Here is a 24,277-nt window from a genome sequence, read left to right on the forward strand (position 1 = left end):
ATGGATATCGAAAAATCACAGCCATACTAAAAAGGAGAATGCGTATTAACCATAAAACTGTTCAACGTATCATGCAGAAAAACCAGTGGCAATGCCGTGTTAAAATGAAAAAGCGTAAGAAGAATGGGCAACCCTATGCCGTGGCCGGTAACATACTGGATCGGAACTTTCAATCTGATCGTCCTCTTGAAAAACTAGTAACGGACATCACATATTTGCCTTATGGACAGAAACAATTGTACCTTTCCAGTATATTGGATTTATATAATGGAGAAGTGATTGCTTTTAATATTGGTGATAAGCAGGACACAGACTTTATCTTAAAAACACTTGATCAGCTCCCAGCACTGCCTAAGAACTGCGTGTTACATAGCGATCAAGGTTCTGTGTATACATCTTACGAGTATCAGAAAGCTGTTCATATAAAAGGCATTACCATGAGCATGTCCCGTAAAGGGACACCCGCTGATAATGCCTCCATCGAATCGTTCCATTCCTCACTAAAGTCTGAAACGTTCTATCTTAACAGGATTGATCGAACTACGACCAACATCGTAGAACGCACTGTCAAAGAATACATTTATTATTATAAACAACATTCGTATTCAAACAAAACTAAACAACCAATCACCGATAAACTATCGGCAATTGGCTGTATAAAGGTGTTTTGATCCCTGTCTCAAAAACGGGGGTCAGTCCCGTCTGAGGTAGACTTTTTTCTATTGATATAAGAATCACCCCGTGAGCTAGAAAGGCTTTTACTTGCTGGGAAGCTGTATCTGGCTATCCTATCTCTTCCTGTCAAACACGAACAATTGAAAATGAAGCAAATGCTGACAGAGCTCCTCCTTCTTTTTTTCCAAAAACCGCTTATGTAGAAGAACGGTATTTAACGAAAGCCGTTCAAGCACTAATGGACCTTTCATCAAGCGAGTTAAACAAACGTTTAATCAAATACAGAAAGCTGGTTGTCCCTTGCTTTCTAATATACATCCAGACGTTGATCCGTCATGACAGGAATTTGTTTTCTCACTTCATCAACTAGCTGAAGGTCAATTTCTGCATAATAAATGTCTTCTTCATCGTTTGTCTCAAGCAGTATACGGCCAAGTGGGTCAATCACCATGGAATGTCCAGGAAATTTAGTGTCTTTACTTGTGCCCGTCCGGTTGACAGCAATAATAAAAGACTGGTTTTCGATCGCTCTTGCGATGAGCAGGCTGCGCCAATGATCCACTCTTGCTGACGGCCATTGGGCGGTATTGACGAGCACTTTCGCTCCTTTGTTTACAAGTGTTCTCGAAAGTTGCGGGAAGCGAAGGTCATAGCAGATCATCGCGCCGATCTTCACATGTTCATGATAGGTAAATAAACCAAGCTGATCACCAGCGGTTAAATAGTTGTGCTCATCCATTAAGCGGAATAAATGAATTTTGTCATAATCTAACACAAGCTCGCCTTGGCGGTTAAACACATACATCGTGTTGGTGATGTCTTCATTTTCTGCCCGTTTATTTAGTATACTTCCTGCGATGAGATACACTTGGTGATTGCGGGCAAAGGAAGAGAAGAGATGTTTTGTGCGTTCGCCGTTTACATCGGCAAGCTGATCTGCCTGTTCTAATGCATATCCTGTATTCCACATTTCTGGTAAAATAATCATATCAGGCTGTTGACGCATCGCTTCTTCTAGAAACGCCTCTGCTTTCTTAAAGTTTACATCAGGTTTTCCAATTTGTACGTCCATTTGGACAAGGGCGATGTTCATGTCGATTCCTCCTTCTTTCTCTTGCGTGTAATGGTTGGTAGATATTTCCTGATGTCATCTATGCATCAAGCCAGTTTCTTAATCATAAAGGTTTCTGTCACCTTTGCCAATAGAAATGTCAGAAGGTTTTGTCTATAGCACATCGAAAATGGCTTTCTATCTATCGGTGTGATTGGTGGGAGTCAGAGGGGCGCATTAGCGATTGCAGCTACGACACTTTCAGACATTCCAAAGGCCGTTGCGGCTAATTACCCATACTTATCAAACTTTGAGCGTGCAGTGGATGTGGCTTTGGAGCAGCCTTATTTAGAAATTAATTCATACTTTCGAAGAAACAGTGATCCAGAAGCCGAAGAAAAGGCATTTGAGACATTAAGTAAGCTACTTTGATTTAATCAATTTAGCAGGTTGAGTGAACCAGCCATCATTGATGTCGATCGGTCTTGATGACAAAGTGACACCACCATCCACTGTGTTTGCGGCATACAATCATTTAGAGACAGAGGAAGAGCTGATGGTTTATCGGTATTTTGGTCATGAGTTTATACCGGCTTTTCAAACAGAGAAGCTGTCCTTTTTACAAAAGTATTTGCTGAAAAAAAAGAAAGGGGCCGCTCAGGGTGAGGGCCTCTTTTTTTAATAACTCGTATTCTGTCTCGTTTTTTCATCAGGCACTAACGCCGTGATGATGAGGACAAGGGCTGTGATGATATGAAGGATAAATCCGACAATTGGAATCCAGGCTAGGCACGATGTGACAATTCCGACGATACTTCCAATCATTGGTCCGTGGTCTCGCTTCGACAAGCCGAGTGTGATAATATGCAGAATCAGCATGACCATGAGCGGTGTATAGCCATTGCTGATGACAAATAGTCCTCCAATCACGGGGATGGCAAGGCAGGCTTCAAAAATCCCAGTAATCCATTTCATAATCCGAGATATAGACATCAGGTCCAACTCCTTTTTCATATATGCCTTATTCGTATTTTCCCAAAATGTGAAGAAGTCATGCAGATTTCTAAAGAAAGAGTTGATTGAAAATGAGAAACAGGATCAAGGAAGAGCTGAAAATCATTGAAGAAACATATGACGTAAAGATTTGCCTTGCAGTCGAATCAGGCGTGGGGGTTCCCTTCGACGGATAGTGATTATTATGATGTTCGTTTTTTATACGTTAACTGTTCCTCCTATGGATTTACAAGAAATGCTACTTGTGGAGGATGAACCGCTTTTAGCAGAGATTCATGAACTGCTAAAACGCAAAATGGAAGGAAAAGAAATGGTTGTAGAGAATCGTCTCGCCTATGTTCCCCCTTTATCGACAAAGAGCTGGCTCTTTTTCAAGATTTGGTGAAAAGCTACAAACAGCCGAAAGACAATCTAACGTAAGAATTTAATGAGTTACTTCAGTCTACCCTTGATGAGGTGTGGGCATAAGCGAGGAAGAGCCAGTTGATTAGCGGCAGTCTCTTTTTTATCTCTTATTGTGATAAAACCACAAAAAAAGTCAGAATTTTTGTCACCTTCAAATATTGTAGCGGACAGCTTATGAGCTTTACAATAAAGACATAGCTTACAAAGAGTGGGAGGTGCCCTTTATGGAGTCGGTCACAAGAAATTTCTTCTTGGTTTTGTCAAAGAACAGTCTCTTGAACCATATCGCTCGTAATTGGGGAAGTGCTGTTGCATCAAAGAAAATCATCGGGGGGAAAGATTTTGATAGTGCCGTCCCTGTGATTAAACGATTAAATGATCAAGGAATGGCGGTGACAGTCGATCACCTTGGTGAGTTTGTCACAAAGGCTGAGATTGCAAATGAGCGGACGAATGAGTGTATTCAAACCATTCAGCGAATTGCTGAGGCCAAACTCAATTCCCACGTATCACTCAAAATGACGTCACTTGGACTAGATATTGATGATGACCTTGTGTATCGCAATATGAGAAGCATATTAGATACCGCAGAGAAACATCGTATCATGGTGACAATTGATATGGAGGATGAACAGCGCTGTCAAAAAACGCTGGACATTTTTAAAGAGATGAAATCTCAATATGAGTATGTTAGTACGGTTCTTCAGGCGTATTTGTACAGAACAGAAAAAGATATTGATGACCTAAATGAGTTACAGCCATTTTTAAGACTTGTAAAGGGTGCCTATAAGGAATCCGCCGAAGTGGCGTATTCAAACAAAAAAGATGTCGATCGGAATTATAAGAAGCTGATCGAAAAGCAATTACTGTCAGGGAACTATACAGCCATTGCGACACATGACGATCAAATGATAGAGTTCACGAAAAATATTGTGAAAAAACACAATATACAGACAAATCAACTTGAATTTCAAATGCTGTATGGCATGAGATCAGAAACGCAGCAAGCGCTTGTGAAAGAAGGCTATCAAATGAGGGTCTATACACCGTATGGACGAGAGTGGTATGGCTACTACATGAGACGTCTTGCAGAACGACCGGCAAACATTGCATTTGCTTTAAAAGGGATGACGAGAAAATAATTTGAAACGGGAGCGTGACAAAAATGACAACACCTTACAAGCATGAACCATTTACGGATTTTAGCCAGGCAGAAAACCGCCAAGTGTTTGAACAAGCATTAGCAAAAGTAACAGAATCTCTTGGTCAAACATATCCGCTAGTGATTAACGGAGAAAGAATCGAAACAAAAGACAAGATTGTATCAATCAATCCGGCAAAAAAGGATGAAGTCGTTGGAACCGTGTCAAAGGCTGGGAAGGAAGAGGCAGAACAAGCGGTTCAAGCTGCCGCAAAAGCATTTGAAACATGGCGCTATACCTCTCCAGAAGAAAGAGCAGGCGTGCTATTCCGTGCAGCTGCAAGCATTCGCCGTAAAAAGCATGAGTACTCGGCACTTCTTGTCAAAGAAGCAGGGAAACCATGGAATGAAGCGGATGCAGATACAGCAGAAGCGATTGACTTTCTAGAGTATTATGCCCGCCAAATGCTAGAGCTGGCCAAAGGTAAACCTGTTAACAGCCGTGAAGGCGAACGAAATCAATACGTATACACACCAACTGGCGTGACGCTCGTGATTCCGCCATGGAATTTCTTATTTGCGATCATGGCAGGAACAACAGTAGCCCCAATCGTAACGGGGAATACAGTCGTATTAAAACCAGCAAGTGCTACCCCTGTCATCGCTGCTCGTTTTGTTGAAGAGCTTGAGCAAGCAGGTCTTCCAAAGGGTGTTGTGAACTTTGTACCAGGAAGCGGAGCAGAAGTGGGAGATTACTTAGTCGATCATCCGAAAACAAGCCTCATTACATTCACTGGGTCGAGAGAGGTAGGTACGCGTATCTTTGAACGCGCGGCAAAAGTTCAGCCAGGACAGCAGCATTTAAAACGTGTGATTGCTGAAATGGGCGGCAAGGATACTGTTGTTGTAGATGAGGATGCCGATGTGGAACTAGCAGCTAACGCTATTTTTGCATCAGCGTTCGGGTTTTCAGGTCAGAAATGTTCGGCTGGATCTCGCGCTGTCGTACATGAGAAGCTGTATGATCAAGTGATCGAGCGAGTGAAGGAAATCACCGAAATGAAAACAACAGCTAATCCATTATCTGCTGATGTCTACATGGGACCTGTTATTGATCAGGCTTCTTTTGACAAGATTAAGGAGTATATCGATGTTGGCAAGCAGGAAGGTCGCTTAGTCACCGGCGGAACGAGTGACGATTCTGAAGGATACTTCATCCATCCAACCATTTTTGCAGATCTCGAGCCAACATCTCGCTTAATGCAAGAAGAAATCTTTGGACCTGTATTGGCCTTCTCAAAAGTTTCAAGCTTTGATGAAGCACTTAAAGTAGCCAACAACACTGAATACGGTTTGACAGGTGCTGTCATTACAAATAACCGTGATCACATCAACCGTGCTAAGCAGGAGTTCCATGTGGGGAATCTTTACTTTAACCGTAACTGTACAGGGGCAATTGTGGGATACCACCCATTCGGCGGCTTCAAAATGTCAGGAACAGATTCAAAAGCAGGCGGTCCAGATTACCTCGCTTTACACATGCAGGCGAAAACGATTAGTGAAATGTTTTAATATGGAAAAGCATGAACCTGTAAAGGTGGGTTCATGCTTTTTTTACCTGTTTCTATACAAATCTGACTAGAAAGCAGTATGATGAATGTATCACTTAATCAGGGAGAAATCGGTATGGAAGAGATATTAGAAAAGCTTCATACATTTTTTGATGTCGATAAATTAATTGCATTTATTAGCGGCTATTTAAAAAAACCAGTCATTTTAGAAAGCACAGAATGTCAGCTGCTTGCTTATAATTCTTATAGCATTCAGCAGTTTGATCCAGTCAATCAGCAAACGATTTTCTCAAAGGAATGCCCGGGAGCTGTGGTCGATTGGCTAAAAAAAACAGGGGTAATGGAGAGGCTGTATACAGATTCAAATCCTTTTTATGTAAGTGGTCATGATGAGCTCGGTTTTAATCGACGGGTGGCTGTGAGTGCAAAACACAAACAAGAGATTGTTGGATTTATTTGGGTGCAGGACATTGAGGATTCTCTCTCCCAGGAGGAGCTGCAATTTTTACACGAGGCGTCCTTTCAGGTTGGAAAAGTTATTTATAAAAATAAGAAACAGATGGAGACAAAGGAAGGCAAGATTGAAGAATTTTTCAAAAAGGTCATGGATGATCATTTTTATACAGAAGAAGAACTAAAATGGGAAGCTGAGAACTTAAGCATTCCACTTCCAGCTGTATTTACTGTCATGGTTGTCCACGCCGCCGATAACAAAAGTGAGACGGCAGAAGATGTCAAGGATGTGATTAGAACCTATTTGCAGCTAGAAGATAAGGTCAATCACGTCTATTCCGTTCAAGCAGACATCGTTGTCATATTAGGCAGTCTGTCAGACCGCCACTCACCGAAAGCAACTGCCGCTGATGTTATCACTCATCTCCAATCGAAAACTCATTCACATCCATCCCCTTTGTATATTGGGATGGGAAGGGAATATCGAGATGTCATGAAAATGAGTACAAGTCGATTTGAAGCGATAGAGGTCGTGAAGGCAGTGAAAATTGTCGGGGGACAAGAACTTATTCCATATGATTATGAGAATTTGGGAGTTTTCCGTTTCTTAGACTCCATTTATAGCCACCAAAAGAAGAAAAACGACTATAATCCAGATTTGTTACGTTTGAAGGAAAAAGACCGCGATAGCCAAACATCTTTTTTAAAAACCCTTGAGGTTTACTTATTAAATAATTGCAAACTAAAGCCAGCGGCGGAGCAGTTGTTTATTCATCAAAATACATTAAACTATCGAATGAAACAAATCTTTGATATGACCTCAATTGATTTGAGTCATTTTAGCCAGAGATGTGAGTTATTTATCGAATTGATGCTGATGAAAAAAGATCAATAAACATGGAAGCCGCAGGTGCACGAGATCACCTGCCGATTTTCATGTGAGATGCGAAAATGTCATACAATCGCTAAGTTTCGTTGTATGATAAATAAAGTTTTTATGAGGAAAGTGAAAGGAGCTCACCCTTTTGGATCAGTCACCTTGACCATCTTGATTTTCATCATGACCCTCGTCCTTGTCATTTGGCAGCCAGGACGTGCAACCATTGGATGGTCAGCATGTAGATGGCCATTCTTGCCCTTGCCTGTGGTGTCGTTCATCTGGTTGAAGTCTGGGAAGTCACACAATTGGAAATGTTGACATCAGCATCCAATTTCTTTTGAGACGTTGGCATTGTTAAATAATTTCTCAGAAATCTTTTTCATGGTTCCGTTTTTTTCACGACAAACCCTTGTTCATTCGGCATGTATTTTAAGTCAGGGTGAATGATGAAATTTAATTTAGGGAATGCAGCAAGAGCCAGTGTTTGCAAGTAGTAGTCATTCAGAATGACATCTGTTCGGCCATTCGCTACATCCTTTAATTATTGCTCGTTTGTGGCATTATCATAAATGACTTCCTTTGCACCGTGCTTATGGGCGACATCCATGTAAATGGTCGTTACAGCACCTGCTGCTTTCTTTCCTTTTAAATCCTTTAGGTTCTAATACCAGACAAATCACCTTTCCGTACGATAGCCGTTAATATTTATAAGGAGTTGAAAATGTGAACTTATCCTTCCCGTCATCTGTGATGTCGATATCGTTTGCTGCGGCATCCACTTGACTTCAGAATGAATGGCGATCAGCATACAATCAAAGCCCATTTCCTTAAATTCCTCTTTGTCGTCAAGGCGTTTAAAAGCTTCTTTGACACTTCGACTTCATAGCTAGTCAACCAGCTAGATTGACTGCAAGCAGACATGACAAGTATGAAAGCAGACACAACAAGCATCACCCATATAGGTTTTCTATGATAAAAACGACTCATTTAAGAATCCTCCTCTATTTTTACATAGCACTTTTTCGGTTAGGACAACGTTTTCAGACGAAAAGCAAAAAAATAAGAATATTATGTGCAATTCGATGGTGTGTGAAATAATGTATAAAAAAGGAAAGTGCGTGCAAAATAAAATTGAATAAAGGAGGGATCAACAGAGATGAAAAAAATAAGTGGCTTGATCATGTTATCGATGATGCTATTATTTGGTTTGCAGATGGAAAAGGCTCACGGAGAAACACCTCAAATGGAAAAGCGTCCTGTGACGCATCAAGTAAAATTAACGACAGAACAACAAAAACAAATTGAAGGGCTTGAGCAGCAAATTCTTTCTAAACGAAAAGAAGTCATTGAAAAATATGTTCAGTATGGTGTGTTAACAAAGGAACAAGGCACACATATCACGAAAAGAATGGATGAACATTACAATCACTTAAAAAATAACGGGTTTGTTCCATTACTGAAAAAGCCAAAGCACCATCGACCATCATGATGAAACCGGCAGCAAGGTGTCGGTTTTTTTGTTGTTTATTAATCAAATGTGTTTTTTTAGAAGGTGAGGGTCTCACCTCTTTAGGAACGAAAATGGTTTGATCTACACGTTGCTCTAGAATGTAAGCTTCTAGTGCAAATCTTGTATCGGCTTATCACACCAATTTGAATCATCATGCTCTTCCTTATGGTTTTGGGAAAAATCCCCCCCTTGGCCGCATGAATTATCTCGATGCAACAGTGCTGCTGATTGGTACGTCATTTGAGAGTCATACAGCCTTTCACTTAGCTCAGTATAAAATCTGTCAGCAAGACCTCATGACAAGATGAGCCCCTATTTTAGAAAATGGGTCGAGGGTGTGGAAAGAATATCAAGATATCACAAGAGAAGAATTATTTGATCAGATCGGTCAGGATTTTATACATTCCTGATGTACCCATTATCGAGGTCAAATCGGGCTGGCCAATTCGTATTTATTGCTATGAGGGAATCGGTAGACTTTGCGGAAAAATGGCTTGATCGTTATGGTCTACTCAGTCTGAAAATTAAAATAATAGAGATCTTGATCAGGATGATGTGATGTATAGCAAGTGAGCTGATAGTCTCCTTTTGGAATGGAGAAAGATAGCACCTGTGCCATGACGCTTGTCATATGAATCTGATCGCTTGAATGTGTAAATGGCACCGTTATGGCTCTATGAACGGATACTGGGGGCTCCTTGCTATTTAATGTCACGATAATAGAAGCCTTTCCATTGTTGATGGCTTCAAAAGAAACACCTTGATCTCCAGTTGCGAATCCTTGATGAATGGCATCATCTGACCAATCAATAACAGGGGGTACCTCGCTTCCAGCGTATACGGTGATTTGGTGATAGGAGATAGACAGGGAATATGTTTGGTTTAAATCATTCATATAAAAAACTCCTTTATTAGTGGATTCTGTTCAGCAAGTTATATCGTTGAAAAATAGTAATTGTATCACCTGTATAGTCGGCTAATTGGTCAACCAATGTGACATGGTCATTGATTTGGGTATACCCGCTGTAAAGCTTGTCATCTTTTATTTGCCATGAGCCATCAATCTTTTCATTTAGATCGGCGTATCCTAGTTTTAAATTCCCTTTTGCTTTTTCAGTGGCCATTTGCTTGATGTTCTCTGTCATTTCGCAATTCATGCTTCTTCACTCCTTTTAGGTAAAAGATAGGATATCCCTCCTTAAGGATTATCGGCATGAAAAAGATGTTTGAAATACCTGCATGCAGTTACGCGAAAATTTTTTAGTGTAGAAAAAATAAAAGATGCTATTCAATGATAAATTGAATTCTTGTACCATCAGGGTCATCTGACAATTGATGACTCACCCAAGAGCCTGCCCCCCTGTTATCTGAGGGACGTACATATTTCACAGAAGCCCCTGTTCCTCCTTCTTTACACATCGCCATTGGCCATTCGTCCCGGTCAAATCCATGCTTTGTTGGAATGCCATGAAGTGATCGATCTCTCTGTTCATCGCTATTTTTACGATCAACCGTACAAATGGATGAATGGCCTTCATCAACGGCTTCTTCTATGTGTTTCGCTGTTTCTGGATAACGATCTGACGGAAAGTGTATGGTTTTGTCATAAGATGAATTCGTCGTCTCTTGTTTACTTTGCTCTAGCTGGAAATAGCCTGTTGCTACACCAATAACAATGAATAAAAGCAGGAGAATGGTTTTAAGAAGTTTCATAGATGCTTAGCTCTCTTTCTTTTGTGTATTTTGTAAACAGAAGTATAGCAGAATTACTTACCAATTTCTTCTGGTTTTGAAAAAACGTCTTTTAAAGTTCGAAATACGTATTTTCCCCGTTTTGTTCTGGTTTCATATTTGTATAAAATCATAATAATTTTAATTTTGCTGATGATAAAACGGTTATGAATATGCAAAATAGCTTTATTACGGGTTTTTTGGCTTATTTCACGATTTTAACACACCAGAAATTTTAAAAAATAAAATTGACTAGACCGATATGCTTTAATAATATGGAGTCAAATATCAAAAATATGTCGTAATTTATCAAAATATGATTCTATTTACATTGCAGGAGGGAAGTACATATGGCGGATATCTCTTATCGGCTTGGAATAGACATAGGTGGAACATTTACTGATTTATTGCTGATGAATGAAGCAACAGGGGAGCTAACTGAACTCAAGACACCTACAGTGACAGATGACCCAGCCCAGGGAATTATCAATGGGCTAAACCTTCTAAAAGAAAGAGGTGTCAATTTATCCAAAATCCAATATCTCGTACATGGGATGACAATAGGCCTTAATACATTATTGCAGCGAAAAGGAGCGGATTTGGCCCTTTTTGTGACGGAAGGTTTTCAAGATATTTTGTCCTTACAACGTTTACGTTTACCCATTCCTTATGACTTCAATTCTCGTTTACCAGAACCATTGATACCACGAAAGCATGTATATCCAATCTCTGAGAGGTTGTTACATGATGGTACGATTAAAAAACCTCTTCATCTGCAGCAATTAGATGATGCTGTACAGCAAGTCATCTCTAAAAAGCTCGAAGGTATCGTCATTTCTTTTTTACATAGTTATCAAAATCCAGTTCATGAATTACAGGCAAAAGCCTATATCAACCACCATTACCCTCAGTTAGAAGTCATTACTTCTTCAGAATTATGGCCAGAAATGAGGGAATACGAGCGTACAGTGATGTCTGTTGTGAATTTGTACATTCAACCAAAGGTGAAACAGTATTTACAAACATTGAAAAGTCGCTTGAAAGAAGAAGGTGTACCAATTTCTCCATACATTACCCAATCAAATGGTGGTTTAATGAATGCAGAAAGTGCAGCAACCTCACCCATTAAAACGCTTTTTTCTGGTCCGGCAGCTGGTGTCATTGGTGCGGCAAAAATCGCAGCATCTACGAACGAATCCAATTTGATTACTTTTGATGTTGGGGGTACGAGTGCGGATATCTCGATTATTCAAAATAGGCAGCCTACAATGACCCAATCAAGTCAGCTTTCAGGCTTTCCTATCATTCTTCCATCTGTTGCGATGTATTCAATTGGGGCAGGTGGAGGTTCTGTAGCGTGGATTGATCAGGGTGGGCTGTTAAAGGCAGGTCCGGAATCAGTTGGTTCCCACCCTGGCCCAGCTTCGTATGGAAAGGGAAAGAAAGCAGCTTTAACTGATGCGTTTCTCATATGCGGTTATCTCAATGAGGATCGTTTTGCAGGCGGCCATTTACAATTGCAGCTGTCTGCAGCGAAGTTGGCCTTTCAACCAGTTGCTGATGAGCTGAATATAACGGTCGAACAGGCGGCTGACCAGCTCATTCAAGTGGCTGTAGCCAATATGTACACTGAACTAAGCAATGTCATGGAGCAGCAGGGGTTTGACCCTAGGGATTTTAGTTTGCTAGCATTTGGCGGCGCAGGACCCGTTGTAGCAAATTTCCTTGCCAGAGAAATTCATGCGAAAAATGTGGTCGTTCCTCAAAGCGCTGGTACATTATGTGCGCTAGGTGCGCTAACAGCTGATTTTATTCATGATGCTGTGTTGTCCAAGAAAATATGCTTACAAGACTATACAATTGACCAATTAAAACAAGATTATGAAATGCTTTCGTGTAGAGCAACTGATTGGTTCAGTCAGCAACACATTCAACATATCAAAGAGACATCCATTCTGTTATTGGCGGACGCACGCTATCAAGGGCAAGCATTTGAGATTGAATTGCCATTATCGGCTGATTGGCTGAAGCAAGAACAAAATATCCATCAGCTCACTGAAGCATTTCACAAACTGCATAAACGTCAATATGGACATAGAGATGATCAGGCAAAAATTGAGTTTACTCATTTACGAGTTCGAGTCATAGGCGAGACGCCGTCGCTACCTTTCTCACCTGTTCATGAAAGCATCGGACAGTCTTTAACACCACATGAATATAGACGTATCTTTATAGAAGAAAAAGAGTACAAAGCATCTGTTTACAACCGGAGAACTCTGCCAGTAGGTTCTGTCGTGAATGGACCTGCCGTTATTGAGCAGGATGATACAACAACAATGATTTTGCCAAACTGGGTAGGAAGCATAGACCATTCTGGAAACTTGGTGATTTCATGGGAGGTGGATTTACATGAAAACTGATCCAGCAAAGCTTGAGATGATGCGTAGTTATTTTAATGCGATTGCATCAGGCATGGGACATATTATTGAGCGAACGTCATTTACGACCTTCGTAAAAGAATCTGCTGATTTTGGGACAGCATTAGCCACGCCGTCTGGGGATTTCTTTGTTTATCCGAAGACAGTCGGTGTGACAATCTTTTTAGGGCTGAGTCTAAAAAAGACGATTGAAGAAAGCGGGCCGATGCAGCCTGGTGATATTATCATCACAAATGATCCTTATACGACAGATGGTTTAGCAACTCACCTTCCAGATGTTCATATCATTAAACCCATTTTCATAGATGATGAAATCGTGAGCTATGCTTGGTCTTTTGTCCATGTAAGTGATGTGGGCGGTCTTGTGCCTTCGAGTATTTCACCTACTGCGACGGATGTTCATCAAGAAGGATTAAGAATCCCGCCAGTGAAAATTTATGAGGCGGGGAAAGAGAATCAGGTGGTTCGTACCTTTCTAAGAGCAAATAGCCGGGCCAGTCATTTAAATGATGGAGATATCAATGCGATGATTGCTGCAGTCAATACAGCAGATATTCGGTTAAAAGAAATGATCGAGAAATTTGGGGAAAACGAAGTGAAGCAAGGAATGCTCGACCTGTTGAAGCAAGCCGCGGATCGTGCAGGAAAGGTTATTGATGCCATTCCAGATGGAACGAGTGAATTCGCTGATTATTTAGATGATGATATGATATCGAACGTGCCTATCCGATTAAAAATCAAGTTAACGGTCAAAGGAAAACAGCTGACTCTGGACTTTTCTGAGTGTGACCCACAAGTAAAGACAGCTTTTAACCTTGTCACCAACGGTCAGAAGCATTCCTTCCTATATCAAGGGTTGATTAATTACATCATTAGTAAAGATCCGTTTATACCGATTAATGGTGGAATTACGTATCCAATAGAAGTTATTTCTCCTAAAGGAACGCTTGTGTATCCAGAATATCCGGCCTCTGTCGGTATTCGGCATTCAATTACAATGAGGCTGTACAATGTTGTTTTAGGTGCAATTGGAAAGCTGTTACCTGAAGCAGTACCAGCAGCAGGCGCAGGTCAATCCGCTATTGTTGTTCTCTCTGTTCCTGATGATCAAACAGGGGGCAGGAAAATGTCCGTTGTCGAACCACTAGGCGGAGGCGGCGGTGCTCAACAAGGTGCTGATGGAGTTGATGGTATCGATCATTCATCAGGGTTTTTAAAGAATACACCTATTGAGAGCTTGGAACAGCATATCGATATTCATGTTCACCGATATGAGTTCTTACCGAACACAGGTGGAGCGGGAGAGAATAGAGGCGGACATGCCATTTGTTTAGAATTTGAAGTAATAAAGCCTGAATCGATGGTGACAGCACGAGGGATGGAACGGATGAAATTCCAACCTTGGGGATTTATGGGCGGCCGGGCAGGAGCAGTTGGTGAGGTGAAAAAAATCACACCAAATGGAGAAAAACAAAACCAGTCAAAAATTGATGTCCTGCGTCTTGAAAAAGGTGATATTGTTCAATTGATTTCACCAAGTGGTGGAGGCTGGGGGAATCCATTTGCTAGAAAGAAAGAAACAGTGCTTCAGGAAGTGGAAGAAGGTCTTTTGAGTGAAGAAAGAGCGCTTCAGCAATATGGCGTCAAAGTTTATTTAGACCACAATGAATGGAAAATTGACGAAGAGCAGACCAGCAGGCTTCGCGAAAAGGTCTATAATGAAGTATTTACTGACGTCGTGTGGGATTTTGGAAACGAACGAGCAGCTTATGAGAAAGTATGGACAGGCGAAGCCAGCAGCGAACTTGCCGTTCAGCTTCGTTCATACCTACCTAATGAACGTACGCGCTATAAGCATGCGGTTCATGACTATTTTAGACATAGAGATGAACCGTTATCAAAGGCGGATATTGTGAAGGCACTTGACCAAATGAATCAACAAAAAGGGGGAAATGAATCATGAAAAGAAGATTAATCACCATGTTTGCAGGCATCCTATCAATGGTTCTGTTATTGACTGCTTGCGCTGGAAATGGACAGGATCAAAGCAAGCAACAGCAGACTGTCATCGTTGGTGTATACGGTGGTGATTGGGAAAAGAATATAAAGCCAATTTTTGAAACGTTTGAAGAAGATACTGGAATTAAAGTTCAAACCGTCTCTGGGGCAGATTCGGAATGGTTTACGAAATTAAAAGCATCAAATGGTAAAAATCCACCGTATGATTTGCTCATTTTACAGCCTGATACGATTCAAAGAGGCATTGCAGCAAACGTTCTTGAGTCCATTGACGAAGATCAAGTACCGAACGTGAAAAAACTTTATCGTTCTGTTCAAAAAAAGCTCACTGTTGATGGAAAACAATATGCAGCAGGCTTTAGTATGGGCCAGCTAGGGATTGCTTATAGAAAAGACCTTGTAAAGCAGGAACCAAATAGCTGGACAGACCTATGGAGCAGTCAGCTTAAAGGGAAAATTGCCATTTCTTCGCCAACCTATTCAGCCGGCTTGCAATTTTTCTCTGCACTTGTTCACGCTCAAGGGGGGATAGAGTCAAATCCTAAGGATATTGATAAAGCATTTAAAAGCCTAGCACAATTAAAAGGGCATGTAGCTGCTTTCCCAGATAACCCAGGGTCTATTCAAACCTTGTTAGAACGTGGTGACGTTGCGGCAGTTCCATATTGGGATGGTCGAGTATTTGCACTTGAAGAAGAAGGAATGGATATTGGTTTCTCCTATCCGAAGGAGGGCGCTGTTGCAGCTGTCGCGAGCTGGGCGTTAACGAAGGGAAGCCAGCATGAGGAAGCAGCTTATAAACTATTAAACTACTTAAGTGGAAAAGAAGCTCAGGAGTCTTTCTCTGAAAAATCTTACTATGGTATGTCGAATTCTGATGTGAAATACGGGGACAAGATTAAGGGAAAAGTGAAGGTTGGAGAGAATTATTATAGTAAGCTTACTTGGGTAGATTACGAAACAGCGACTTCAGAGCTTGGTAATTGGACAAATCGATGGAACGAAGTATTAGGCGGAGGAAAATAGGTGATCGCATGATTGGAATCAATTTAGAACACATCAGCCAGCATTTCGGCGAGCAGATTGCTCTTGACGATGTCAGTCTTAAAGTGAATGAGGGGGAGTTTTTCTCCCTTCTTGGCCCTAGTGGCTGCGGAAAATCTACTTTACTAAACATCATTGGCGGTTTTTTAGAACCGACAAAAGGAGTCGTCTATATTGGCGATCAAGATGTGACTGCTTTACCGCCTTATCAAAGAAAAACGGGTATGGTTTTTCAAAGCTATGCACTTTTCCCACATCTCACCGTATTTGATAATGTGGCGTACGGGTTGAAGGTTCAAAAGAAAAAGAAAGGAGAAATTAAGCAAAAGGTCATGGAGAGTTTATCTCTGGTCCAATTAGAGGTATTTGAGAAACGAATGCCGCACCAATTAAGTGGTGGTCAGCAGCAGCGGGTGGCGATTGCAAGGGCGCTTGCAATTCAGCCGTCTGTTCTCCTTCTGGATGAACCGCTCAGCAACCTAGATGCAAAGCTAAGAAAAAATATGCAGACTGAGCTTCGAAATATTCAAAGGGATGTCGGGATTACGACCATTCTTGTAACTCATGATCAGGAAGAAGCCTTAAGCCTGTCAGACAGGATTGGCATTTTAGGAGAGGGAAGAATTCAGCAGATTGGGACGCCTTTAGAGGTATATCGACAGCCAAATAATCGATTTGTCGCTGAATTTATTGGGCAGGTTAATATATTTGAGGCAGTGTATGATGAATCTGGTTCCACATTCACTGTTCCACATTTAACCCAGTTAAACGGACAGCATGTTCAATTGAAGGCTGCGGTGTATAAAGAGAAGAGAGAGAAGTATTTACTCATGCTGCGTCCTGAGAGAATCAGCATATCTTCTGTGCGAGAGGAAATACAACCAAACCATGTCACAGGCATTTTAGCATACGTCAATTATATAGGGCACTCTTTACGTTTGGTCGTGGGGCTTAATAGAGGTGAAATTATTGTGCATGCATCAGACGCAGCATTTCCTCAGATTCCAGAAGTTGGGGAAACTGTGCATATTCATTGGCAGCCTGAAGATATCGTTTTCTTAGATTCGAAGGTGCATACGTGATGCGAATCAAAAAAAAGAATCAACGATTTCATTGGTTTATGCTGCTGCCAGCTTGTTTGTTTCTTGTTGTATTCCTTCTTGTTCCGCTTGTGATGATGTTCGTCCTTAGTTTTCGTGATGTTGATTCAATGATGAATACATTACAATCCTATAGCTTTTCTCAATATATATATATGTTTACGACAGATGCGTATGTGAAGGCAATTGGAAGTACAGTGTGGGTAGCATTAAAGACAACAGTAATTTGTTTATTGATGGCTTATCCTGCAGCGTATCTTCTAGTAAAGGCACCTACCCCGCGACTACGGGCATTTTTCTATATCCTACTTGTGTCGCCACTTTTGACAAGTATTGTCATTCGGACGTTTGCATGGATCGTTCTTCTCTCGCAACATGGTTTGATCAATGGCATGTTATTAGATTTACATGTGATTGAGCAGCCCTTATCTATGCTGTGGAATATGAATGCGGTGATTATTGCTTATGTTCAAGTGATGCTACCTTTTGCGGTGCTGCCTATTGCAACCAGTTTAACTGAAATGGATCGTCATTTAAGACAGGCTTCTATGAGTCTTGGGGCTGGGCGTATTCGTACTTTTTTACATGTGACCTTACCACTTACCATTCCAGGCATGATCACTGGGGCGATTATTGTCTTCTCATTAGCAGCGGGGAGCTATATCACCCCGCTTTTAGTCGGCGGACGAATGCAGCCGCTGCTCCCGTTATCTATTTATCAGCAGGTCATGCAAGTCTATAACCTACCTCTTGCTGCTGCCATGTCGTTTACCTTGTTGGTTTGTGTGCTCGTGGTGGTCAGTCTACTAAGCTATCTGTTGAAGTGTTGGGAGGCGAGAATGAATGCGTCATAAGTCAATAAGTGATCGCTTGCTTTCAACCTTGATTTGGATTGCTGGCTCACTAGTTTATCTCTTTTTAGCCATACCTGTTCTTGTCATTGTCCTTTCTGCTTTTAGTCCGAATGCCTTTCCTGAATTTCCACCGACTTCGTTTTCAGTCCGCTGGTTTCAAGAAGTCGTGTCGAATCCAGAATGGATGGAATCTTTGCGCACCAGTGCCATTCTGCTATTGATTGTTACGCCTCTCACTGTTCTTTTTGGAACGATGGCTTCGTATGCTTTAGCGAGGCTTTCTTTTAAGGGGAAGGAGGCCATTCAAGCTTTCATTTTGTCACCTCTCATGATTCCGCAGGTGGTGTTAGGAATTGCCATGCTTTACTTGTTTACGGCTATGGGCTTTACAGGGTCTCTGTGGGCGCTAGTCATTGGTCACATCATTATCGGTTTTCCATATGTGATTCGAACGGTTGGCGTCAGTGTCTCGAATCTTGATCCGCGTCTTGAGCTAGCTTCGATGAATCTTGGTGCCGGCCCGATTCGCACTTTCTTTCGAGTGACGATGCCATTGATTAAGCCAGGAATCATTGCGGGTGGTGTATTTTCAACTGTGACGTCATTTGGGGAAATATCGATCAGTTTGTTCGTCTCCTCTCCCCAAACCATTACGATTCCAGTGAGAACATTTAATTACATTGAGCAAACCTTTGATCCAAGTGTCAATGCGATATCTGTCATATTTATTATCATTTCTATCATTGCGTTGCTTATTATCGAGAAAACGATCGGCCTGTCTAAAGTGATGTAAATATAAAGAAGAAACAAGGAGCTTTCATTTGAAATGACAGCTAAGCTTGTAGAGAAAACGATGTTTTTCTACAGGCTTTTTTGTTTAAATGGTTTTGAATTAGTTTCCATATTGATGAAAGAAACAGAAAAAGGCTGTCGATTTTCTCGACAGCCTGACGGCCCATAATGGACATTTTTCTACTGTGGAATGAAACTGGAAAACGCTGATATAGCTAAAGAAAATAAGAATAATAATACAAATGGAATATAAAATTTATAACTTCTGTTTTCTTTATCTTTTACGTAGGAATAGCACCATAAACTAAATGATGCTATAACAAAAATGTTGGCACCCCATAGAAATGGAAGTGTAATCATATGTTCAGCATTAGATACATTCAAGAGGTATAAAATAATAACAATTACATTACCTATTAAAATGCAGTAATAAGCCATTATCCCTCTTTTAAATATGCTTTTATAGGATTCATTTATCCCGAGAGTAACAAAACTTAGAAAGACAACTAATGAAAAAAATAAAACTTCTACTATTGGTTTAAATGTTTCTCCAATAACAGCAAGTGATATGCCTATCCACTTACTTACTTCAATTATATCTCGATTTCCTTCGAGCTGTAGATCTAGTAGATTCTTATTAATTTCATCCATTTTCAATATAGAAAGGATGAAGGCTATTATACCAGAGAGTATACTTACGACTATAATATGTTTTTTCATAATAACATCCTTTTTCAATATCAAATTTTTATAAAATAAAATTCAATAATTGAAGCAATAAATAACAAGAAAACTCCTGTTATAAGCTGTTTGAAGTAGGTTTTTCCTTTTGTTTTAAATGAAATTCTGTCTTTAGAAAGAAGGTATCGTATAATGTGTCTTGATATATCAAACGAGACAAAATAGAAAAGGAAAAGACCAATAATTTCTGGAGGTAAATGGAAAATTATATAGTATAATGCTACATCAAATCCATATATATATGTATATGATATAAAGAATGCTCCAAGGAAAAAGCCATTTAAAAAAATAATGATACTAGAAAGTAAACCTAAACTAACTATACCTGATATTAATATAAGGAGTGACACAGAAAGGTTATTCATAAAAATTTCTTGATAGCTATCAATCTGTATGTTGTCTTTAAAATCTATACTATCAATAAACGTTGAAGCAAAAATACTTAAGGTAAACCCCCCCAGAAATAGTATTAAAAAAACTGAAAAATTTTTAAGATAATTTTTCAAAAAACTGTTTTTCGATTTGATCTTCATGAAACGTCACTCCTGAAGATTTTTTTTCTGAGTGTATGATACTACCATTATCAATGAAAAGGATTTCATCGCATAAATCTGCTGCAAATTGAATGATATGTGTGGAGAGCAAAATGATTTTGTTGTCGTCTCTGAAACTTCTTAAATGTATTTTCATGTCAGCCATGTTTGTAGGATCAAGACCTGTAAAAGGCTCATCTAATAAAATGATGTTTGGATGATGTAATATTGTTAAAATAAAAGACATTCTTTGTCTCATTCCTCGTGAAAGAGTAGATGAACGACGATGAGCTTGTTCTTTTAATCCATATTTGCTCAACAGATCATTGATTTGATCAATTTCTAAGGGTTGTTCTACAAGCATGGATTGGTATTTGATCAACTCAAAACAGGTTAAGTTTTCAAATAGAGTCGGATCGTCTTCCATGTATCCGACAGAAGAAAAAGTTTGCTTACTATTATTTATTAATATTTGACCTTCATCTGGGTTTATTAATCCAGCTATCATTTCTAAAATAGTAGTTTTTCCAGCACCGTTTTTACCTAATAGTCCAATAATTGAACCTTCTTTGAAATGCATTTCATTAATCATGACTTTAAAGTTAGATTGTTTGTATTCTTTGGTTAGATTATGAACTGATAACATACAATCCCTCACTCAAATAATGTTTTAAAAGATTTATAGTTTTTATGTATTGTTCTATCCCAAAATGTAAGTATTAAAGATACAATTATAATTGTACTAGCGATCATAACTGTATTTGTCACAATGAAATACACTGTGCTATTTGTGGAGATAACTGATAAAGCTAAAATAAAACCATAGCAAATATTTAAAGTCAATTTACTTAGGGAACTTGGCACTTGATAAACAAACTCCCATTTAAAATAAGGAAATAAAATAGTTGAACCGACAGTGCAAATAGCGATTAGAATGCTAGTGTTTATTAAAGTAATTATCACGAAAACAGGCTGATCTAAACGTATTGTAAAACTAGAAAAAATGGTATATAAAATACAAAAAAACGAATGTAGTATGATAGATAAAATAATTTTAACTTTAATTTTGTTTTTTACCAAATTAGGTAATTTTTGTTTTAAAGGGAGAATTGGACCGTCAATATCAAAAGAAACATAAGATTGTATTGCGTTTGATATAAGAATCATAGGGAAAATCACACTAAAAATAAATAAAAAATCATTTTCTATATTCGGTGTTTCAAGTTGGTTTGTATTAACACCATAAAGAATTAGACCAAATAACCCCCCAGATATGGTTAATATAAAAAGTAAAACAGACCATTGGATAGGTGGGGTTCTCATTAGGAGTGTAATTTCATAAAACAAAATATGATTAAACTTTCTAGATGTTCCTTTTTGTTTTTCTTTAGTTTTTTTATGAAAATAAAAAATTGGTACATTACGAATATTTAATTTCCAATTTTTAACTAACAGTAAACTAATGAATGTGAAGATGAAAATAATATAAATTGAATAACGAGGTAAAGGGTTTGTTAATAAATTGAATTTGTATACAGTGAATACCCAAATTGCAACGAGACCTGTCGTTATATACCCAATTGTTGATGAAATTGCAAAAAATTTAGGATTTGAAAGAAGTAACAAGACATGTAATCTAAGTAGATACCCTAAAATGAAAGAAGTGACGCCCAAAGCTGCTAATGTAATAGATTCGTTATACCCGTTTATACTTAAATTTGTTAAGTAAGACCCTAAAAAGAAGAAAAATAAACCTGCAATAATACTGAAAAACTTGCTCATGTCTTTGCCGAAAATGTACTGATCTAGATGAATTTTTAAAATAGCCATCTGTTTTTTATCTGAAGAGAAAAGGATTCTCATCAAACTCTTATCAATATTTACTGTTAACATTAAGATGAAGAATGATAGATAGATTATTGATAAATTTTTAACGAAATAAGTAGTTAATACACCTAGTAATAGGGGTGTGATTATGTATAAGAAAGCAAATAATACAAAAATGAGAGTGTTATTACGTTGATGTCTTCTTAAATCGTTGATTAACAAGATTTTTGTGTATGTTAAATATTTATGCATTTATAACACTTCCATTTTAAAAGATGTATAGAGAAGGTAGTTACACCTTCTCTATTAAATAATTTTTAGAAAGAAATAGCGTATTTCACTCCATGTTTTCTAGCATAACTAATTACTAGAGAAGCAATAGCACCAAGTCCAAAAGTTCCTAAGACAGCAGCGATAGCACCAACTGTACCAGCTGCATTTAGAATTGCACTAATAGAAGTTAATGCCCAACCAGGTATTTGAGGATAGTTTGCTACTAGATTTGCAAAAGGTGTAACTGGTTCAAGAATCAATAAAATCAAAGTTGTTAAAGTTAGAGTAAAAACAAGACTCAAGCCTAAAAAAGCAAAAAATCTGTTTTTTAATCCTATTTCCATATTTAACACCCCCTTCCTTACTTATATATCCATATTATACACAAAAAGGAATTTTAATAAATAGTTTTTTAATACTGTATTTCATTTAGTTAAACATAAAATTCAGATTTATTTTAATGAGTTGTCATAATTGACAGAACATACATTTTCTAAAATTAGCAACTGATTAACTGTTGTAACATCTGGCATGTGAAGAAGAGCAATTAACACGTGGAGTGGATTTGCTAAAGACGGCACTTCAGCAAATCACACGTTATTAGAGACGGGACAGAACCTCTCTGCAAGTGAATGTCTCTACGCTCTCAGCCGCAACAGGCTTTCTCGTGCATACGGCCATTTGATAGGCAGGATCAAGTGAGTATGTTTGGACAAAGCAAGGGGCTTCATGATCAGGTAATGTCAAAGTAGGCTGTCCATCTTCTGACAGACGGGCTGTAAAGGACGAGAGCCCGTAGGATAATCCCTGTCCGGTCAGCTTGATAAAGGCCTCCTTCATTGACCAAAGATGAAAGAAGTAGGCTTCTTGCCGTTCCACTGGCTGTGAAAGTAAATCCTGATATTCATCAGCTGAAAAAAATCGCTTGGCAATCGCTAGATCAACGGGCTTCATTTCCTCAATATCGATGCCAACGGGTGCATCATCTACTGCGCACACTACCCAATCGCCAGAGTGAGAAAGATTAAAATGAAAGGAAGGGACTTGCTGGACAACAGGCTTGCCATTCCCTTCTGTTTCAAAAACGACCTGATCGATAGGCAGATCGTACATATCATGAATCATTTGACGAATCAGCACGTCACCTAACAGCGTTCTTCTTGCATCAATCAGAAAACGGAAACGCTCAGCCGCTACGCGCTTTTCAGGTGACACAAAGGGCTTCAGTTGATCTATTTGTTTTCGTGCATCTATTTCATCTAATTGTTGTAATTGGATAGCGAAAATCTTCATAATGAACCTCAATTTTTTTTACATTTATTGTACCATTTGACGAACACCGTGCGAAGCATCCTTTTCAATAAAAGCATAAAGTGACGGCGGGATCACGATGGTCTAAAATATTCTGTGATTTTTGCACAAAAAAGATAGAAAAAGACTGCTCTCATCACGTGAGAACAGCCTTTTTGATCATACTGAATTCAAAATCCGGTTTAAGAATTGCATTGTTCGTTCTTCCTTCGGTCGTTTGAAAATTTCTTCTGGAGGACCTTGTTCGACGATGACACCGCCATCAATAAAAATCACTTCGTCCGCCACTTCTTGGGCAAACTTGATTTCATGTGTGACAACCGCCATGGTCCAGCCTTCTTTGGCCAGATCCTTCATGACCTTTAAGACTTCCCCGACAAGCTCAGGGTCAAGCGCAGAAGTTGGTTCATCAAAAAGCATAAGCTCTGGCTGAATAGCTAGTGCTCGGGCAATGCCGACACGCTGCTTTTGTCCGCCTGACAGCTGGAATGGGTAAAGATCTTTTTTATCTTCAAGCCCAACCTTTTGTAAGAGTTGGATGGCTTCTTTTCGAACCGTTTCCTTCGTCCGGCGCTGTACTTGGACAGGACCTTCCATTACATTTTCAAGAACTGTGCGGTGTGGAAACAGGTGATAATCCTGAAACACCATTCCCGACTTACGACGAAGCTTCAGCAGGTCAGCTGGTTTAATCTTTTTTGAAAAATCAATCGAGAAATCATCGAAGGTAAAGGAGCCGCCATTTGGTGTTTCAAGTGCATTTAAACAGCGAAGCATCGTTGTTTTTCCTGAACCTGATGGACCCAAAATGGCTACAACCTGCCCTTTGTTGATCGTAAAATCAATCGACTTTAATATCTCATTTTCACCAAAGGATTTGTTTAAGCCTTTGACTGTTAGCATGTCGTTCCCTC

25 protein-coding genes and 4 pseudogenes are annotated in these 24,277 nt (G+C 39.4%); 16 read left to right on the forward strand and 13 right to left on the reverse strand.

The features are described 5' to 3' along the window. Positions 1–660, forward strand: a pseudogene (locus WAX46_RS11000) (IS3 family transposase); the annotation flags it as partial. 322 nt (positions 661–982) lie between these two features. Here the strand turns inward: WAX46_RS11000 and WAX46_RS11005 are convergent. After that, positions 983–1,768 carry a carbon-nitrogen family hydrolase gene (locus WAX46_RS11005; protein WP_336493963.1) on the reverse strand — a complete coding sequence of 262 codons (786 nt, stop codon included), beginning with the start codon at positions 1,766–1,768 and terminating at the stop codon, positions 983–985. A 162-nt stretch (positions 1,769–1,930) separates the two neighbouring features. Here WAX46_RS11005 and WAX46_RS11010 point away from each other — a divergent pair. Continuing rightward, a pseudogene (locus WAX46_RS11010) lies at positions 1,931–2,408 on the forward strand (acetylxylan esterase); the annotation flags it as partial. Here the strand turns inward: WAX46_RS11010 and WAX46_RS11015 are convergent. Then, positions 2,405–2,719, reverse strand: coding sequence for a hypothetical protein (locus tag WAX46_RS11015; RefSeq protein ID WP_336493965.1), 315 nt, complete (start codon positions 2,717–2,719; stop codon positions 2,405–2,407). The pseudogene WAX46_RS11010 and the gene WAX46_RS11015 overlap by 4 nt on opposite strands. A 92-nt stretch (positions 2,720–2,811) precedes the next feature. Between WAX46_RS11015 and WAX46_RS11020 the strand changes: the two are divergent. From WAX46_RS11020 to WAX46_RS11045, 6 genes and pseudogenes are all read left to right on the forward strand, one after another. Next, positions 2,812–2,971 (forward strand): annotated as a pseudogene (locus WAX46_RS11020) (DNA polymerase beta superfamily protein); the annotation flags it as partial. Then, entirely contained in the window at positions 2,961–3,125 is a 165-nt protein-coding gene (locus WAX46_RS11025; protein ID WP_264188593.1) for a nucleotidyltransferase domain-containing protein, read from the forward strand. The pseudogene WAX46_RS11020 and the gene WAX46_RS11025, both read left to right, overlap by 11 nt. A gap of 244 nt (positions 3,126–3,369) precedes the next feature. Further along, positions 3,370–4,287, forward strand: coding sequence for a proline dehydrogenase family protein (locus tag WAX46_RS11030; RefSeq protein WP_226566551.1), 918 nt, complete (start codon positions 3,370–3,372; stop codon positions 4,285–4,287). A gap of 23 nt (positions 4,288–4,310) precedes the next feature. Next, positions 4,311–5,858, forward strand: coding sequence for an L-glutamate gamma-semialdehyde dehydrogenase (pruA, locus tag WAX46_RS11035; RefSeq protein ID WP_226566552.1), 1,548 nt, complete (start codon positions 4,311–4,313; stop codon positions 5,856–5,858). A 114-nt stretch (positions 5,859–5,972) separates the two neighbouring features. Next, positions 5,973–7,205, forward strand: a complete 1,233-nt coding sequence (locus tag WAX46_RS11040) for a PucR family transcriptional regulator (protein ID WP_226566553.1) — start codon at positions 5,973–5,975, stop codon at positions 7,203–7,205. Between the two features lie 165 nt (positions 7,206–7,370). Continuing rightward, positions 7,371–7,508 carry an ArsB/NhaD family transporter gene (locus tag WAX46_RS11045; RefSeq protein ID WP_264188599.1) on the forward strand — a complete coding sequence of 46 codons (138 nt, stop codon included), beginning with the start codon at positions 7,371–7,373 and terminating at the stop codon, positions 7,506–7,508. A 2-nt stretch (positions 7,509–7,510) separates the two neighbouring features. Here WAX46_RS11045 and WAX46_RS11050 read toward each other — a convergent pair. Then, positions 7,511–8,141, reverse strand: a pseudogene (locus WAX46_RS11050) (transporter substrate-binding domain-containing protein). Between the two features lie 205 nt (positions 8,142–8,346). On the opposite strand from WAX46_RS11050, the gene WAX46_RS11055 reads away from it, so the two are divergent. Both WAX46_RS11055 and WAX46_RS11060 read left to right on the forward strand, forming a co-directional pair. Further along, positions 8,347–8,679, forward strand: coding sequence for a YckD family protein (locus tag WAX46_RS11055; protein WP_226566555.1), 333 nt, complete (start codon positions 8,347–8,349; stop codon positions 8,677–8,679). Between the two features lie 218 nt (positions 8,680–8,897). Further along, positions 8,898–9,008, forward strand: a complete 111-nt coding sequence (locus tag WAX46_RS11060; RefSeq protein ID WP_264188594.1) for an AAC(3) family N-acetyltransferase — start codon at positions 8,898–8,900, stop codon at positions 9,006–9,008. Positions 9,009–9,208: 200 nt separating this feature from the next. Here WAX46_RS11060 and comJ read toward each other — a convergent pair whose 3' ends face one another. The 3 genes from comJ to WAX46_RS11075 all read right to left on the reverse strand — a co-directional run bounded on the left by comJ (position 9,209) and on the right by WAX46_RS11075 (position 10,413). Then, the gene (gene comJ, locus WAX46_RS11065) at positions 9,209–9,595 is read right to left on the reverse strand and encodes a competence protein ComJ (RefSeq protein ID WP_226566556.1); all 387 of its coding nucleotides are present in this window, start codon (positions 9,593–9,595) and stop codon (positions 9,209–9,211) included. A gap of 16 nt (positions 9,596–9,611) precedes the next feature. Then, on the reverse strand, positions 9,612–9,857 hold the full coding sequence (locus tag WAX46_RS11070; RefSeq protein WP_226566557.1) for a hypothetical protein: 246 nt from the start codon (positions 9,855–9,857) through the stop codon (positions 9,612–9,614). Between the two features lie 127 nt (positions 9,858–9,984). After that, positions 9,985–10,413 carry a NucA/NucB deoxyribonuclease domain-containing protein gene (locus WAX46_RS11075; RefSeq protein WP_226566558.1) on the reverse strand — a complete coding sequence of 143 codons (429 nt, stop codon included), beginning with the start codon at positions 10,411–10,413 and terminating at the stop codon, positions 9,985–9,987. A gap of 368 nt (positions 10,414–10,781) precedes the next feature. On the opposite strand from WAX46_RS11075, the gene WAX46_RS11080 reads away from it, so the two are divergent. From WAX46_RS11080 to WAX46_RS11105, 6 genes are read left to right on the forward strand one after another with little or no spacing between them, the layout of a single operon-like run. Continuing rightward, positions 10,782–12,851: a hydantoinase/oxoprolinase family protein gene (locus tag WAX46_RS11080; RefSeq protein ID WP_226566559.1), complete on the forward strand. Its 2,070-nt coding sequence runs from the start codon at positions 10,782–10,784 to the stop codon at positions 12,849–12,851. Next, entirely contained in the window at positions 12,841–14,832 is a 1,992-nt protein-coding gene (locus WAX46_RS11085; RefSeq protein WP_336493971.1) for a hydantoinase B/oxoprolinase family protein, read from the forward strand. The genes WAX46_RS11080 and WAX46_RS11085 overlap by 11 nt, the downstream gene beginning before the upstream one ends. Next, a complete protein-coding gene (locus WAX46_RS11090) occupies positions 14,829–15,914 on the forward strand; it encodes an ABC transporter substrate-binding protein (RefSeq protein ID WP_226566561.1) in 1,086 nt (361 codons plus the stop codon). Before WAX46_RS11085 ends, WAX46_RS11090 begins: the two co-directional genes overlap by 4 nt. 8 nt (positions 15,915–15,922) lie before the next feature. Then, positions 15,923–17,014: an ABC transporter ATP-binding protein gene (locus tag WAX46_RS11095; protein ID WP_226566562.1), complete on the forward strand. Its 1,092-nt coding sequence runs from the start codon at positions 15,923–15,925 to the stop codon at positions 17,012–17,014. Next, a complete protein-coding gene (locus WAX46_RS11100) occupies positions 17,014–17,886 on the forward strand; it encodes an ABC transporter permease (RefSeq protein ID WP_336493974.1) in 873 nt (290 codons plus the stop codon). Before WAX46_RS11095 ends, WAX46_RS11100 begins: the two co-directional genes overlap by 1 nt. After that, positions 17,876–18,679, forward strand: a complete 804-nt coding sequence (locus WAX46_RS11105) for an ABC transporter permease (RefSeq protein WP_226566564.1) — start codon at positions 17,876–17,878, stop codon at positions 18,677–18,679. The genes WAX46_RS11100 and WAX46_RS11105 overlap by 11 nt, the downstream gene beginning before the upstream one ends. 179 nt (positions 18,680–18,858) lie before the next feature. On the opposite strand, the gene WAX46_RS11110 is transcribed toward WAX46_RS11105, so the two are convergent. The 7 genes from WAX46_RS11110 to WAX46_RS11140 all read right to left on the reverse strand — a co-directional run bounded on the left by WAX46_RS11110 (position 18,859) and on the right by WAX46_RS11140 (position 24,266). Beyond that, positions 18,859–19,398, reverse strand: coding sequence for a hypothetical protein (locus WAX46_RS11110; protein ID WP_336493975.1), 540 nt, complete (start codon positions 19,396–19,398; stop codon positions 18,859–18,861). A gap of 20 nt (positions 19,399–19,418) precedes the next feature. Beyond that, positions 19,419–19,952, reverse strand: a complete 534-nt coding sequence (locus WAX46_RS11115; RefSeq protein ID WP_226566566.1) for a stage II sporulation protein M — start codon at positions 19,950–19,952, stop codon at positions 19,419–19,421. Beyond that, a complete protein-coding gene (locus tag WAX46_RS11120) occupies positions 19,909–20,598 on the reverse strand; it encodes an ABC transporter ATP-binding protein (RefSeq protein WP_336493977.1) in 690 nt (229 codons plus the stop codon). The genes WAX46_RS11115 and WAX46_RS11120 overlap by 44 nt, the downstream gene beginning before the upstream one ends. An 8-nt stretch (positions 20,599–20,606) precedes the next feature. Next, positions 20,607–22,031 (reverse strand): hypothetical protein, encoded by a 1,425-nt coding sequence (locus tag WAX46_RS11125; protein WP_226566568.1) that lies wholly within the window; start codon positions 22,029–22,031, stop codon positions 20,607–20,609. A gap of 65 nt (positions 22,032–22,096) precedes the next feature. Then, a complete protein-coding gene (locus WAX46_RS11130) occupies positions 22,097–22,396 on the reverse strand; it encodes a hypothetical protein (protein ID WP_226566569.1) in 300 nt (99 codons plus the stop codon). Positions 22,397–22,652: 256 nt separating this feature from the next. Beyond that, positions 22,653–23,345, reverse strand: coding sequence for a 4'-phosphopantetheinyl transferase family protein (locus WAX46_RS11135; RefSeq protein ID WP_336493978.1), 693 nt, complete (start codon positions 23,343–23,345; stop codon positions 22,653–22,655). A gap of 177 nt (positions 23,346–23,522) precedes the next feature. Beyond that, positions 23,523–24,266: an amino acid ABC transporter ATP-binding protein gene (locus WAX46_RS11140; RefSeq protein WP_336493980.1), complete on the reverse strand. Its 744-nt coding sequence runs from the start codon at positions 24,264–24,266 to the stop codon at positions 23,523–23,525. Positions 24,267–24,277 lie beyond the last annotated feature (11 nt).

It is taken from the genome of Bacillus sp. FJAT-53060, from assembly GCF_037104745.1.
GTDB classification, from domain to species: domain Bacteria; phylum Bacillota; class Bacilli; order Bacillales; family Bacillaceae; genus Bacillus; species Bacillus stratosphericus_B.

Coding starts and splice junctions, on each gene's coding strand:
- WAX46_RS11005 (WP_336493963.1), bottom strand. CDS start 1,768: ATGAACATCGCCCTTGTCCAAATGGACGTACAAATTGGAAAACCTGAT.
- WAX46_RS11015 (WP_336493965.1), bottom strand. CDS start 2,719: ATGTCTATATCTCGGATTATGAAATGGATTACTGGGATTTTTGAAGCC.
- WAX46_RS11025 (WP_264188593.1), top strand. CDS start 2,961: ATGGATTTACAAGAAATGCTACTTGTGGAGGATGAACCGCTTTTAGCA.
- WAX46_RS11030 (WP_226566551.1), top strand. CDS start 3,370: ATGGAGTCGGTCACAAGAAATTTCTTCTTGGTTTTGTCAAAGAACAGT.
- pruA (WP_226566552.1), top strand. CDS start 4,311: ATGACAACACCTTACAAGCATGAACCATTTACGGATTTTAGCCAGGCA.
- WAX46_RS11040 (WP_226566553.1), top strand. CDS start 5,973: ATGGAAGAGATATTAGAAAAGCTTCATACATTTTTTGATGTCGATAAA.
- WAX46_RS11045 (WP_264188599.1), top strand. CDS start 7,371: ATGACCCTCGTCCTTGTCATTTGGCAGCCAGGACGTGCAACCATTGGA.
- WAX46_RS11055 (WP_226566555.1), top strand. CDS start 8,347: ATGAAAAAAATAAGTGGCTTGATCATGTTATCGATGATGCTATTATTT.
- WAX46_RS11060 (WP_264188594.1), top strand. CDS start 8,898: ATGAATTATCTCGATGCAACAGTGCTGCTGATTGGTACGTCATTTGAG.
- comJ (WP_226566556.1), bottom strand. CDS start 9,595: ATGAATGATTTAAACCAAACATATTCCCTGTCTATCTCCTATCACCAA.
- WAX46_RS11070 (WP_226566557.1), bottom strand. CDS start 9,857: ATGAATTGCGAAATGACAGAGAACATCAAGCAAATGGCCACTGAAAAA.
- WAX46_RS11075 (WP_226566558.1), bottom strand. CDS start 10,413: ATGAAACTTCTTAAAACCATTCTCCTGCTTTTATTCATTGTTATTGGT.
- WAX46_RS11080 (WP_226566559.1), top strand. CDS start 10,782: ATGGCGGATATCTCTTATCGGCTTGGAATAGACATAGGTGGAACATTT.
- WAX46_RS11085 (WP_336493971.1), top strand. CDS start 12,841: ATGAAAACTGATCCAGCAAAGCTTGAGATGATGCGTAGTTATTTTAAT.
- WAX46_RS11090 (WP_226566561.1), top strand. CDS start 14,829: ATGAAAAGAAGATTAATCACCATGTTTGCAGGCATCCTATCAATGGTT.
- WAX46_RS11095 (WP_226566562.1), top strand. CDS start 15,923: ATGATTGGAATCAATTTAGAACACATCAGCCAGCATTTCGGCGAGCAG.
- WAX46_RS11100 (WP_336493974.1), top strand. CDS start 17,014: ATGCGAATCAAAAAAAAGAATCAACGATTTCATTGGTTTATGCTGCTG.
- WAX46_RS11105 (WP_226566564.1), top strand. CDS start 17,876: ATGCGTCATAAGTCAATAAGTGATCGCTTGCTTTCAACCTTGATTTGG.
- WAX46_RS11110 (WP_336493975.1), bottom strand. CDS start 19,398: ATGAAAAAACATATTATAGTCGTAAGTATACTCTCTGGTATAATAGCC.
- WAX46_RS11115 (WP_226566566.1), bottom strand. CDS start 19,952: ATGAAGATCAAATCGAAAAACAGTTTTTTGAAAAATTATCTTAAAAAT.
- WAX46_RS11120 (WP_336493977.1), bottom strand. CDS start 20,598: ATGTTATCAGTTCATAATCTAACCAAAGAATACAAACAATCTAACTTT.
- WAX46_RS11125 (WP_226566568.1), bottom strand. CDS start 22,031: ATGCATAAATATTTAACATACACAAAAATCTTGTTAATCAACGATTTA.
- WAX46_RS11130 (WP_226566569.1), bottom strand. CDS start 22,396: ATGGAAATAGGATTAAAAAACAGATTTTTTGCTTTTTTAGGCTTGAGT.
- WAX46_RS11135 (WP_336493978.1), bottom strand. CDS start 23,345: ATGAAGATTTTCGCTATCCAATTACAACAATTAGATGAAATAGATGCA.
- WAX46_RS11140 (WP_336493980.1), bottom strand. CDS start 24,266: ATGCTAACAGTCAAAGGCTTAAACAAATCCTTTGGTGAAAATGAGATA.